The organism is Leucobacter sp. CX87 (assembly GCF_018682295.1).
Lineage (GTDB): Bacteria > Actinomycetota > Actinomycetes > Actinomycetales > Microbacteriaceae > Cx-87.
On the sequence record NZ_JAFIRI010000008.1, the window covers coordinates 128,047 to 140,454 of the forward strand.

The window sequence follows — 12,408 nt, forward strand, 5'->3', positions numbered from 1 at the left end:
CACGCGCCGAATGCACCGCATTCCCAGGCCGGCCCGGCCCGCGCGAGCACACTCACACGGACGGGTAGACTGGCCGAAGGCCCAACCCAGGCACCGGCACTGCGCTGCCGCGCGCCACCTCGAGCAACGGAGAGCCCCGAGCGTGACTGAGTCCCACGTCCCCGAAGTGCATGCCCCCGACACGGTCGCGAACGCGACCCAGACGCCCGACAAGGAGCAGCCATACGGCGCTCTCGGGCTGAAGGACGACGAGTACGCGAAGATCCGCGAGATTCTGGGGCGCCGCCCCACCTCCGGTGAACTCGCAATGTACTCCGTCATGTGGTCCGAGCACTGCTCGTACAAGTCCTCCAAGATCTATCTGCGCCAGTTTGGCCAGAAGGTCAACGACAAGATGAAGGAACGCCTGCTCGTCGGCATGGGCGAGAACGCCGGTGTGGTCGACGTGGGCAACGGCTTCGCCGTGACCTTCAAGGTGGAGAGCCACAACCACCCCTCCTACATCGAGCCCTTCCAGGGCGCGGCCACCGGCGTCGGCGGCATCATCCGCGACATCATCTCGATGGGCGCACGCCCGGTCGCAGTGATGGACCAGCTGCGCTTCGGTGACATCGACCACCCCGACACCGCGCGCGTCGTGCACGGCGTCGTTTCGGGCATCAGCTCCTACGCGAACTGCCTCGGCCTGCCCAACATCGGCGGCGAGACCGTGTTCGACGCGGTCTACCAGGCGAACCCGCTCGTCAACGCCCTGGGCGTCGGCGTGCTACGCCACGAGGACCTGCACCTGGCCAACGCCTCGGGCGTGGGCAACAAGGTCGTCCTCTTCGGCGCCCGCACGGGCGGCGACGGCATCGGCGGCGCGTCGATCCTTGCCTCTGACAGCTTCGACGAGGGCGGCCCCACCAAGCGCCCCGCCGTGCAGGTCGGCGACCCCTTCGCCGAGAAGGTGCTCATCGAGTGCTGCCTCGAGCTGTTCCGCGGCGAGTTGGTTGAGGGCATTCAGGATCTCGGCGCGGCCGGCATTTCCTGCGCCACGAGCGAGCTCGCGGCGAACGGCGACGGCGGCATGTTCATCGAGCTCGACAGCGTCCTGCTGCGCGACCCGTCGCTCACCGCCGAGGAGATCCTCATGTCGGAGAGCCAGGAGCGCATGATGGCGGTCGTCGCGCCTGAGAAGCTCGACGCGTTCCTCGCCGTCACCGAGAAGTGGGACGTCGAGACCAGCGTGCTGGGCCACGTCACCGACACCGGCCGCCTCGTCATCAACTGGCACGGCGAGGAGATCGTCAACGTGGACCCGTCGACGGTCGCCGTCGACGGACCGGTGTACGAGCGTCCCGTCGCCTACCCGGCATGGATCGACGCGCTGCAGGCGGACACCGCCTCGGCGCTGCCACGCGCGAACTCCGGCGCCGAGCTGCGCGAGCAGCTCCTCGCCGTGGCTGCCAGCCCGAATCAGGCAGACGTGTCCTGGATTACGAACCAGTACGACCACTACGTCATGGGCAACACCGCGCTCAGCTTCCCCGACGGCGCCGGCATGATCCGCGTCGACGAGGAGACCGGGCTCGGCATCGCCATCGCGACCGACGCGAACGGCCGCTACTGCCAGCTCGACCCGTACGCGGGTGCGCAGCTCGCGCTCGCCGAGGCCTACCGCAACGTCGCGACGTCGGGCGCTGTGCCCACCGCTGTGACGGACTGCCTGAACTTCGGCAGCCCCGAGAACCCCGAGGTGATGTGGCAGTTCTCACGCGCCGTTGAGGGCCTTTCTGACGCGTGTCTCGCGCTCGAGGTACCCGTGACCGGCGGAAACGTGTCGTTCTACAACCAGACGGGCGACACCCCGATTCACCCGACCCCCGTGGTCGGCGTGCTCGGGATTATCGACGACGTCGCGAAGCGTGTCCCGAGCGGCTGGCAGGATCAGGGCGAGAACCTCTACCTGCTCGGCACCACGCGTGAGGAGCTCGACGGTTCGGCCTGGGCCGGCACCATCCACAGCCACCTCGGCGGCACGCCCCCCACGGTGGACCTCGCGGGCGAGCGCCGTCTCGCGGAGCTGCTGCAGGCGGGCGTCCAGGGCGAACTCATCTCGGCCGCGCAGGACCTCTCAGACGGCGGCCTGGCCCAGGCCCTCGTCGATGCCACTCTGCGTTTCGGCGTCGGCGCGCGCGTCTGGCTCGGCGAGATCATGGAGCGCGACGGCGTCGACGCGACCACCGCTCTCTTCTCGGAGTCGCAGGGCCGCGTGCTCGTCTCGGTGCCCCGCGAGGAGGACGTGAAGTTCCGCGGGCTGTGCGAGGGTCGGAACTACCCCGTGCTGCGCGTGGGCGTCACCGACGGTACCGGCGTCGATGCGGCCCTCGAGGTGCAGGATCAGTTCACCGTTACGCTCGGCGAGCTGGCCGGAGCACACCGTGGCACGCTTCCCGAGCGCTTCGGCGCGGTCGTCGGCGAGGTCGCTGTCGGCGCGTAGCCGAGACGCAGAAAAGGGCCCCGCGGCTTGCCGCGGGGCCCTTTTCGTGTAAGTCTGATGTGAGCGGGGCTGACACTGGGGGGTGCTGAAATTGCCCCGCTCACGAGTAGAACGATAGATTCGGTTGCGAATCGCGAACCGATTTCAATTGCTCTATGTACTAGTAGAACAGGACTGAAGCGAGGCGTGGCTGCGATGACCGCGGTTTCATCCCTCGCTTCACCCTTGGGGTCAGTCGGCCAGGATCGCGCCCGCGCGCTGCACGATATTCGCATGCAGTTCGGCAACCGGTAGCGCCGCATCGAGCGTCAGGAAGCGCCCTGGCTCGGCAGCCGCGAGCGCCAGGAAGCCCTCGCGCACCGCCGTGTGAAAGTCGTTTGCCTCGCGCTCGAGGCGGTCGGCCACTCCCCCGGCTTTCGCGCGCCGCTCGACCGCGAGCTCGGGTGACACATCAAGTAGCACGGTGAGATCCGGCTGCAGCGAGTCACTCGCCCAGGCACTGAGCCGGCGCACATCGTCGACCTCGAGCACGCGGCCCGCGCCCTGGTAGGCGAGGGACGAGTCGATGTAGCGATCCTGCACGACGATCGCCCCGCGCGCGAGCGCCGGCCGCACCACCTGCGCCACGTGCTGCGCACGATCGGCCGCGTAGAGCAGGGCCTCGGCGCGCGGGTCAATCGGCTCGTCGCCGTGCAGGAGCAGTTCACGGAGCTGTCGACCGAGCGACGTGCCTCCGGGTTCGCGCGTGCGCACGACCTCGTGGCCGCGGGCCCGCAGCCACGCTTCGAGCAGCTCGGCTTGGGTCGTCTTGCCCGCGCCATCGCCGCCCTCGAGCGTGATGAAACGACCCGTCAGTCCGTGTGCCGTGGCGGCGGTGGCCCCGCTCACTCCCCTGCCGCCTCCGCCGCCGCCTTCTTGGCGGCACGCGTCGCCGCCGCCTTCTTCGCGGCTGCGGAGCGGACCGGATCGACGGCCTTCGCCGCCGAGGCCTTCTTCGCCGCAGGCTTCTTCGCAGCGGCCTTCTTCACCGGAGCCTTCTTGGTGGGCGCCTTCTTTGCGGGCGCCTTGCGCTTCACCGGGCCCTTCGCGCGCTTGATCGCAAGCAGCTCGATGGCGCGCTCAAAGGTGATGCTCTCGACCTCTTCGCCGCGCGGAATCGTGGCGTTCGTCTCGCCGTCGGTGACGTACGGGCCGAAGCGTCCGTCCTTCACCTTGATCGGCTTGCCGCTGACCGGGTCTGCCTCGAACTCCTTCAACGCGCTTGACGCGCGCTTCGCGCCGTACTTCGGCTGGGCAAAAATCTCCTGTGCTCCGGCGAGGTCGACGGTGAAGATCGCGTCCTCGCTGGGAAGGGTACGCGTGTCAGTGCCCTTCTTCAGATACGGGCCGTAGCGGCCGTTCTGCGCCGTGATTTCTGCCCCCGTCTCGGGGTCCGTGCCCACCACGCGGGGCAGGTTGAGCAGGGCGAGCGCGGTATCGAGGTCGATCGTGTCGAGCGACATCGAGGCGAAGATTGAGGCGGTGCGCGGCTTTTCCGCCGCAGCCTTCTTCGCCTTCGGCTTCGCGTCCGGATCGACCGGCGCCTCGGGGATCGCCTCGGTCACGTACGGGCCGAAACGGCCCGTCTTCGCAAGGATCTCCCGCCCGTTCTCGGGGTTCACGCCGATCACGCGGTCCTCGATCGGCTCTTGGTCCGCGAGCTCGTGCGCGCGCGCCGGGGTGAGCTCGTCGGGGGCGAGCCCCTCGGGCAGGTTCACGATACGAGGCTTGAGTTCCCCGTTCTCGTCGACCTCGCACTTGTCGTCGAAGACCTCGAGGTACGGGCCGTACTTGCCGTTGCGCAGCGAGACCGCGTCGTCGATGCGGATCGTGTTGATGGCGCGGGCGTCGATCTCGCCAAGGTTGTCGACGACGCCACGGAGGCCTGGGTGGCTGTCGGAGCCGAAGTAGAACTCTCGCAGCCACTCGGTGCGGTCGGCTTCGCCAGCCGCGATCCGGTCGAGGTCGTTCTCCATCTCGGCAGTGAAGTCGTAGTTCACGAGCGCCGAGAAGTACTCTTCGAGCAGGCGCACCACCGAGAAGGCGATCCAGCTCGGAACCAGAGCCTGGCCCTTCTTGGTGACGTAGCCGCGGTCCATGATCGTGCTGATGATCGCGGCAAATGTCGAGGGGCGGCCGATGCCGAGGTCCTCGAGGCGCTTCGTCAGGCTGGCCTCGGTGTAGCGGGGCGGCGGGCTCGTCTCGTGGCCCTTCGCCTCGGGATCCTGCACGCCAAGGGTCGCTCCCTGGGTGAGCGGGGGCAGGGCGACGTTGCGTTCGGACTCGCCGCGCTTCTCGTCCTTGCCCTCTTCGTAGGCGAGGAGGAAGCCCTGGAAGGTGATGACGGTGCCGCTCGCGGTGAACTCGGCGTTGACCGTGCCCGCCGCGTCGGGGTCCGGGAGGTTGACGCCGAGGGTGACCGTGTCAGTCGAGCCCTTCGCGTCGGCCATCTGGCTCGCGACGGTGCGCTTCCAGATCAGCTCGTAGAGGGCGAACTCGCCCTGGGTGAGCTTGCCCTTGAGCTCGGCTGGGCGCTGGAACTCCTCGCCCGCGGGACGAATGGCCTCGTGCGCCTCCTGGGCACCCTTCGCCTTGCCCGTGTAGACACGCGGGGCGTCCGGTACGGTCTCGGCGCCGTAGAGCGCTTTGGCCTGCGTGCGCGCCGCCTGAATCGCCTGCTGCGAGAGCGTCGGCGAGTCGGTACGCATATAGGTGATGTACCCGTTTTCGTACAGGCCCTGGGCGAAGGACATGGTCTGGCGCGAGCTGTAGCGCAGCTTGCGCGAGGCCTCTTGCTGCAAGGTCGACGTCGTGAACGGAGCTGCGGGGCGACGGGTGTGCGGCTTCGTCTCGACCGCGCGCACCTCCGCCTGCGTGCCGTCCGCGGCGAGTGCGGTGGCGAGCGCCTGTGCGCGGTCAGCCGCGAGCACGAGCACGTCGGCCTTCGCCGCCTTCTCGGTCAGCTTGCCGTCGTCGCCGAAGTCTCCGCCGCCCGCGAGCTTCTTGTCGTTCAGGCGCACCAATCGAGCTTCGAACTGTTCGACGCCGCCGACGGGCTCGGCCAGCGTGAACGCCGCCGTCAGGTCCCAGTATCCGGCGGCCGTGAAGGCGAGACGCTCGCGTTCTCGGTCGACCACGAGCCGGGTCGCCGCAGACTGCACGCGCCCCGCCGAAAGCTTGGGCGCGACCTTGCGCCAGAGCACGGGCGAGATGTCGTAGCCGTAGAGACGGTCGAGGATGCGCCGGGTCTCCTGCGCGTCGACCAGCGAGGTGTCGAGTTCGCGTGTGTTTGCCTTGGCGTGCTCGATCGCGTCCTTGGTGATTTCGTGGAACACCATGCGGCGCACGGGCACCTTCGGCTTGAGTACCTCGAGCAGGTGCCAGGCGATGGCCTCTCCCTCGCGGTCCTCATCAGTGGCGAGCCACAGCTCGTCCGCATTCTTCAGTGCGCGCTTGAGGTCGCTGACGGTCTTCTTCTTGTTATCCGCCACCACGTAGTAGGGCGCGAAGTCGTTGTCGACATCGACGGCGAACTTACCGAAGGGACCTTTCTTGAGCTCTGGCGGCAGCTCGGAGGGTTCCGCGAGGTCGCGGATATGTCCGACTGAGGCGATGACCTCATAGTCGTCACCGAGATAGGCGCCGATCGTTTTCGCCTTGGTCGGCGACTCCACGATGACGAGCTTCTTCGTCCCCTTCACGGGTCTCCTTCTTCGCTCCGCGTTGCGGTCCTGGTACTCCAGTGCGATTACCAGGGCTCAGCCCACTGCCCTCGACACGATACACAAGTGCGGCTCGGAGTCCGATGCCACCCGCTTTCTCCCGATTCTAGGGCCCGTCTGCCCGCAAATCCTCCGGGCCCGCCCGAGAGCGCGCTAAGGCCGGGCCGAGCGGCGTGCCCGCACGCACCCAAACGCGCACCTCAAGCCCGCTGATCTCGCAGCGAACCAGTTCGACGCGAGCGGCAGCGGCGACCTCCCCGGCGACCACACAGGGGTCGTCCGCGAGCCACCCCGATAGTGCATCGGCGGCGGCGATCGCCGCGGCATCGGCGGCGCCCGCCGCGCGCTGGCGCGCCTCGAGCGCGCCGGTCGCCGCGACCACCGGCAGCCCGATCAGCATGGCGGCCGCGGCGAGCCCCCACCCCAGCGGCACGCTCATGCTCGACCGATCGTCATGATCTCGCCGCGCAGGCCGTCGCCGAGACGGTCAACGCACGCAGCGGCCCGTTTACGGGCGAGGCCCGCAGGGTGACGCAGGTCAGCCCTCCTTGCTCGGACCGGCTCACCCGCGTGCCTCCCGGCAACTGCCCGAGACGCTCGGCGGCGAGCGCCGCATCGCCCCTCGCCTCGAGCCGCGCAACATCGGCGGCGGCGGACGTCAGCGCGACACGGTGCGCGCCAAGCAGCACCCCGCCGAGGACGAAGCCCAGCACCAGCAGCGCCGTCGGGAGCACGATCGCAAACTCCGCGGTGACCGCGCCGCGGTCACCCAGCCGAGCCCAGTGCATTCTGCACGAGTTGCACGAGCATCGCCCGCACCTCGTCCGAGCGCAAAATGGCGACCAGCAGGCCTGCGAACGCGACCGCTGCCAGAATCACCACCGCGTACTCGGCGGTCACCGCCCCGCGGTCGTCGCCGACCGGGCGCGCCAGCTGACGCAGGCGCGCGCGATCCCGGCGCAATCCCGCTGGTGCGACCCGCTGCGGACTGGTCCGTTCGACCTCGTCGGGTTGCGGAGTTCGTGAGGGACGCATGAGTTTCGGCAGTGTGGACGGCCAGCGCGCGACGCGACGCACACGAATGTCCACCGCGGGCAGTACCGGGCCGCGCGTGACCCCGAACTCGCGAGCAGGCACGCCCCCGGGGGGTTCCTGGTCACTGGGCTGGTGCGAGCGCGGAATGGGGAGGGTATGCAGGGTCGCGAGCATGGGTGTGCCTTTCTCAGGAGGGGCACGGCCCGGCAGGTACCGGTGTGACCATTCTCCGCGCGAGTCCACCTCGCGGGCGAGACCAGGTCGGATCTGTGGACAACTCGCCAGTTGCGCGGTCGGTGAGTGAGCAGCGGTCGGTGAGTGAGCAGCGGTCGCCGCCCACGCAGCATTCACACGCCGCCCAGCATCGCGATGAGGACCGGAATCACGCCGAGCACCACAAACGCCGGCAACACGCAGGTGCCGATCGGGAGCAAGATCGTGACCCCAAGCCGTTCTGCCGCACGCTCGAGGGTCCGCAGCGATCGTTCCCGTTCGCCGACGGCCTCGGCGAGGAGCAACGGACCGGCCGCGACGCCGGTCGCCGAGGCGGTCGCAAGGGCGCGCCTGGTCGGCCCACCGGCCACGAGCGCGTCGGCACTCACCCACTCGGCGGCCACTTTGGCACCCGCGTCGGCGACGAGCCGGAGCGCGGGCCCCGGTGGCCCGCCGCCCTGCAGAGCGATCCAGGTGAGCTCGAGCTCGACGCCCACGATTCGCTGCGAGCGCTCGATGCGGCGCACCAGGGCCGAGGCCCACGCCACCCCTGCCGCCAGTAATCCGACGCCGGCGGGTATCAGGAACGCCCCGGTGGCGCCGAACAGCACCCCGAACGGGTCGAAGCCAAGCAACGCGCCACAGGCTGCCGCCAGCAGCGGCAGCGATCCGACCAGCGCGATGGTCGCACGTGGCCCCGTGAGCAGCACTCGACGCCGCTCGGCCGCCGATTCGATGGCGGACAGGCTCTCCGACATGCGCTCCATTGCGGCCGCCTGCGGAGCACCGCTGCGCTCGGCAACGAGCAACGCCGCCGCGAGCACGCGCCACGAAGGATGGTTCTCTCCCGCGACGGCGTCAGCCATCGAGGCGCCCCCGGCCACGCGCCTCGACGCGCGCCGCGCGACCAAACGCAGCTCATCTGCGACGCTCGCGTCCGCTGGGTCCAAGTCACCGCCTCCGCGCGCAGGGCCGACGGCGGGCGTCGGTGGACCGGGGCCACGCGCGATCACGGAGAGGATCCTGCCCAGGGGTACCCCGCCGCGCAGGAGCGTCGCGCTGCGGAGCGCGAATGCTGCCGCGACGACGCCGGAAGCCGGCGCCCGTTTTCCCGGCCAGGGAAGGAGCCCCCGCCGCCGACTGCCTCGACCGTTCACGCACGCACCTCGAGCGCGCCACTGGCCCCGATACCCAACTGGCCGACCGCGGCGATCCGGTTGCCTGCCGCGCCGCGTTCGAGGTGCACGACCACCCGGAGCGCGGCGATCACCTGGCGAGCGAGCGGCTCGGGGCCGAGACCCGCGAGTGCCCCGAGCGCTTCGAGTCGTGCCGGGACATCGGCGAGCGCGCTCGCGTGCAGCGTCCCGGCCCCGCCGTCGTGGCCGGTGTTGAGGGCCGAGAGCAGGGTGAGGACTTCGGCGCCACGGCACTCCCCCAACACGATGCGGTCGGGACGCATCCGCAGCGCTTCCCGCAAGAGTTGCTCGAGCGAGATGCCGCCCGCGCCCTCGGTGTTTGCCTGCCTCGCCTCGAGGGCCACCCAGTGCGGGTGCCCGATGCGCAACTCCGCGACGTCCTCGATCGAGATGATGCGCTCACCCCGGGGCACGAGCCCGAGCAGCGCTCCCAAGAGCGTCGTCTTCCCCGTGCCCGTCGCCCCCGAAATCAGGAGGTTCTCTCGACCGCGCACGGCGTCTGTGAGCCAGCGGGCGGTGCCCGGGTCACACAGCCCTCCGCGCACGAGGTCGGCGAAGCTGAGGGGGACGAGCCGCGGCACCCTGATTGAGATCACCGTCCCGGCGACCGCGATCGGCGGGAGGACGGCGTGCACGCGAAGCCCGCCGTCGAGCGCGACGTCCGCGCACGGGTTGCGCTCGTCAAGGTGCCTGCCCCCGGCCGCGATGAGCGCCACGGCGAGCTCGCGTGCCGCCTCCGCCGGGAGCTCGAATCCGGGCACGGGCTCAACCCCACCGCCGCGGTCGCGCCAGAGGGCCGCCTGGCCATGCCCGCCAAGGACCAAGAGATCGCGCAGTTCGGGGTCGTCGAGGTGCGACACGAGCGGCCCCAGCGCCCGCCGGGTGTCCGGGCGCAGCACCGCGCTGCGCTGCAACGGGGGGAGGTGGGACGGCATGGCTTCAGTATTTGACCGACGGCAGCCCCGCGTCGAGAGACGGGGCAATCTGTGGAGAACCCGCCCGAATGGCCCCCTGTGTGCGGCGAAACCCCGCCAAAGGTTGCCACGCGCAAGGAATATATTCTACGCTGGCGTCACCGCGCAGCGCCTTTCCCGGCGCCGCCCGCGAATCAATGGAGAGATTGGATAATGGCGTCCATGTCAGAAGATCAGCGCACGACAGATCAGGGCACGATCGAGAGCCACCCGCTTGACGGGACGAGCTACCCGCCCACCGACGCGTTTCGCGCACAGGCAAACGTCAACGATCCTGCGGTCTATTGGCGCGCAGCGGAAGACCCCGATGCGTACTGGGCAGAGCGAGCACGCGAGCTGCACTGGACCAAGCCGTTCACCGAGACCCTCGACTGGTCAAACCCGCCCTTCGCCCGCTGGTTCCAGGACGGCGAGCTCAACGTCGCGGCGAACTGCCTCGACCGCCACCTCGCAGCTGGCCTCGGCGACCGCGTCGCGATCCATTTCGAGGGCGAGCCGGGCGACTCCCGCTCCATCACCTACGCCGAGCTGACCCACGAGGTCAAGCGCGCGGCGAACATGCTCACGAGCCTCGGGGTGGAAGCCGGCGACCGCGTCGCGATCTACATGCCGATGATCCCCGAGACCGTCATCGCGATGCTCGCCGTCGCGCGCCTCGGTGCCGCGCACTCGGTCGTCTTTGGCGGATTCAGCGCCGAGAGCCTGCGCGCCCGCATCGACGACGCCCAGGCCGAGATCGTCATCACCGCCGACGGCGGGTTCCGCAAGGGCCGCGCATCCGCACTCAAGCCGACCGTCGACGACGCCCTCGCGCTCGACACGGGCGGGGAGCTCTCGGTCAAGCGCGTGCTCGTCGTCGAGCGCACAAAGAACGACATCTCGATGCAGGCGGGACGCGATCTCTGGTGGCACGAAGAGATCTCCGCGTACGACGGCGACCACGTCGCACGCGGCTTCCCGGCGGAAAACCCCCTCTTCATCCTCTACACCTCCGGCACGACCGGGAAGCCGAAGGGGATCCTGCACACCTCGGGCGGCTATCTCACCCAGGTCACGTCGACCTTCCGCGACGTGTTCGACCACAAGCCCGAGACCGACGTGTTCTGGTGCACCGCGGACGTCGGCTGGGTCACCGGACACAGCTACGTGGTCTACGGACCCCTCGCAAACGGCGCGACGCAGGTGATGTACGAGGGCACCCCCGAGACCCCGAACTGGGGTCGCTGGTGGGAGATCATCGCGAAGTACGGCGTCACGATCTTCCACACCGCGCCGACCGCGATCCGCTCGTTCATGAAGGTTGGCCGCCAGGTCGTTGAAGCGCACGATCTCTCAAGCGTGCGCCTCCTCGGCTCAGTCGGCGAGTCCATCAACCCCGAGGCGTGGCGCTGGTACCGCGAGGTCATCGGTTCGGGCACCGCCCCCATCGTCGACACCTGGTGGCAGACGGAGACGGGCGCGATGATGATTTCGCCGCTGCCCGGCTTGACCGCCACGAAACCGGGCAGTGCCCAGGTGCCGCTCCCCGGCATCTCGATCGATGTCGTCGATGAGGCCGGCAACCCCGTCCCCCGCGGCACCGGCGGGCTGCTCGTCGTCAAGCGCCCCTGGCCCGCGATGGTGCGCACGATCTGGGGCGATCCGGATCGTTTCGTCGAGACCTACTGGTCGAAGTTCGGCGACATGTACTTCGCTGGCGACGGCGCGAGGCGCGACGAGGACGGCGACATCTGGCTGCTCGGCCGCGTCGACGACGTGATGAACGTCTCTGGCCATCGCCTCTCGACCACCGAAATTGAGTCGGCGCTCGTCGGGCACCACTCCGTCGCCGAGGCCGCCGTGGTCGGCGCCGACGACGAGACGACGGGGCAGGCGGTCGTCGCCTTCGTGATCCTGAAAAGCCAGCAGACGCTGCTCACCGTGGACAGCGCCGAGGGCGAGCTGCGCGCGCACGTCTCGGCACAGATCGGTGCCATCGCGCGCCCACGCCAGGTGTTCATTGTCACCGAGCTCCCGAAGACCCGCTCAGGCAAGATCATGCGCCGCCTGTTGAAGGACGCGGCCGAGGGGCGCGACATCGGCGACGTGACGACGCTCGCCGACACCATGGTCATGCAGACGATCTCGGACCGCGTGCGGAAGGCGCGCGGCTAGTCCGCACGCCCCTCGATGGTGAGGCGGTGCTTTGCCGGGCGGTCCAGCGGCAAGCTAGCGGCAAGCTAGTGAGCAGGATCCGCCCGGCCGAGCCGGCGATCGACCAGCTCGGCGAGTTTCTGCAGCACCGTCAGCACCACCACTACGAGGAAGATCCCAGCGAACCCCGAGATCTGCACCTGCTCTCGGAAGACCACCTCGACCACAGCGAGAAAGACAAACTTCGACGAGAACATCACGAGCCACACCCCGAACACGAGGCCGAACTTCGCCCCGCGACCCGGGCGCCCGCCAAACTTCGCCTGCACGACGTCCTTCGCCGCAAAAGTCAGATAGGTCAGCACCTGCAGCACGAAGGCCAGCGAGAAGGTGACCGAGTACGAACTCGTGTGCAGCACGTCGGTGTAGTCGTTGAAGAAGCCGAGCACGACGCTGTAGATCAGCGTCCCCAACAGCATGGTGCGATAGAACGCCTGGGCGCGGCTGGGGACGGCGGGTACGGGCATGTCTTGATGGTACGGGTTGCCGGGGCTCGTCAGAAAGAAAATCGGGCCCGAAACCGTGCTGGTCTCGGGCCCGAAATGTTCAGAGAG

General features: G+C 69.1%; 10 protein-coding genes. 2 read left to right on the forward strand and 8 right to left on the reverse strand.

Going from position 1 to position 12,408, the window contains the following annotated elements; genetic code table 11:
- The first annotated feature begins 142 nt into the window (after positions 1 to 142).
- Complete coding sequence (gene purL, locus KOE53_RS12355) at positions 143 to 2,482, forward strand: phosphoribosylformylglycinamidine synthase subunit PurL (RefSeq protein ID WP_241095510.1); 2,340 nt, start codon at positions 143 to 145, stop codon at positions 2,480 to 2,482.
- A gap of 231 nt (positions 2,483 to 2,713) precedes the next feature.
- On the opposite strand, the gene tmk is transcribed toward purL, so the two are convergent.
- The 7 genes from tmk to KOE53_RS12390 form a co-directional block, all read right to left on the reverse strand.
- Complete coding sequence (gene tmk, locus KOE53_RS12360) at positions 2,714 to 3,370, reverse strand: dTMP kinase (RefSeq protein WP_370566977.1); 657 nt, start codon at positions 3,368 to 3,370, stop codon at positions 2,714 to 2,716.
- The gene (gene topA / locus KOE53_RS12365) at positions 3,367 to 6,222 is read right to left on the reverse strand and encodes a type I DNA topoisomerase (protein ID WP_188058691.1); all 2,856 of its coding nucleotides are present in this window, start codon (positions 6,220 to 6,222) and stop codon (positions 3,367 to 3,369) included. Before topA ends, tmk begins: the two co-directional genes overlap by 4 nt.
- Positions 6,223 to 6,349: 127 nt before the next feature.
- Positions 6,350 to 6,682 (reverse strand): Rv3654c family TadE-like protein, encoded by a 333-nt coding sequence (locus tag KOE53_RS12370; RefSeq protein WP_188046368.1) that lies wholly within the window; start codon positions 6,680 to 6,682, stop codon positions 6,350 to 6,352.
- Positions 6,683 to 6,695: 13 nt separating this feature from the next.
- The gene (locus KOE53_RS12375; RefSeq protein WP_188058692.1) at positions 6,696 to 7,031 is read right to left on the reverse strand and encodes a TadE family type IV pilus minor pilin; all 336 of its coding nucleotides are present in this window, start codon (positions 7,029 to 7,031) and stop codon (positions 6,696 to 6,698) included.
- Complete coding sequence (locus KOE53_RS13635) at positions 7,009 to 7,452, reverse strand: DUF4244 domain-containing protein (protein WP_251364331.1); 444 nt, start codon at positions 7,450 to 7,452, stop codon at positions 7,009 to 7,011. The genes KOE53_RS12375 and KOE53_RS13635 overlap by 23 nt, the downstream gene beginning before the upstream one ends.
- Positions 7,453 to 7,625: 173 nt before the next feature.
- Positions 7,626 to 8,648 carry a type II secretion system F family protein gene (locus KOE53_RS12385; RefSeq protein ID WP_188058693.1) on the reverse strand — a complete coding sequence of 341 codons (1,023 nt, stop codon included), beginning with the start codon at positions 8,646 to 8,648 and terminating at the stop codon, positions 7,626 to 7,628.
- Positions 8,645 to 9,622, reverse strand: coding sequence for a TadA family conjugal transfer-associated ATPase (locus KOE53_RS12390; RefSeq protein ID WP_188058694.1), 978 nt, complete (start codon positions 9,620 to 9,622; stop codon positions 8,645 to 8,647). The genes KOE53_RS12385 and KOE53_RS12390 overlap by 4 nt, the downstream gene beginning before the upstream one ends.
- A 201-nt stretch (positions 9,623 to 9,823) precedes the next feature.
- Here KOE53_RS12390 and acs point away from each other — a divergent pair, with 201 nt between their 5' ends.
- The gene (gene acs, locus KOE53_RS12395) at positions 9,824 to 11,815 is read left to right on the forward strand and encodes an acetate--CoA ligase (protein ID WP_188046364.1); all 1,992 of its coding nucleotides are present in this window, start codon (positions 9,824 to 9,826) and stop codon (positions 11,813 to 11,815) included.
- A gap of 65 nt (positions 11,816 to 11,880) precedes the next feature.
- Here acs and KOE53_RS12400 read toward each other — a convergent pair whose 3' ends face one another.
- Positions 11,881 to 12,321: a hypothetical protein gene (locus tag KOE53_RS12400; protein WP_188058695.1), complete on the reverse strand. Its 441-nt coding sequence runs from the start codon at positions 12,319 to 12,321 to the stop codon at positions 11,881 to 11,883.
- Positions 12,322 to 12,408 lie beyond the last annotated feature (87 nt).

What these genes read in the sequence shown, in the direction of transcription:
- KOE53_RS12370 (WP_188046368.1), bottom strand. Translation starts at nt 6,682, where the DNA reads ATGAGCGTGCCGCTGGGGTGGGGGCTCGCCGCGGCCGCCATGCTGATC.
- KOE53_RS12375 (WP_188058692.1), bottom strand. Translation starts at nt 7,031, where the DNA reads ATGCACTGGGCTCGGCTGGGTGACCGCGGCGCGGTCACCGCGGAGTTT.
- KOE53_RS13635 (WP_251364331.1), bottom strand. Translation starts at nt 7,452, where the DNA reads ATGCTCGCGACCCTGCATACCCTCCCCATTCCGCGCTCGCACCAGCCC.
- KOE53_RS12390 (WP_188058694.1), bottom strand. Translation starts at nt 9,622, where the DNA reads ATGCCGTCCCACCTCCCCCCGTTGCAGCGCAGCGCGGTGCTGCGCCCG.
- acs (WP_188046364.1), top strand. Translation starts at nt 9,824, where the DNA reads ATGTCAGAAGATCAGCGCACGACAGATCAGGGCACGATCGAGAGCCAC.
- KOE53_RS12400 (WP_188058695.1), bottom strand. Translation starts at nt 12,321, where the DNA reads ATGCCCGTACCCGCCGTCCCCAGCCGCGCCCAGGCGTTCTATCGCACC.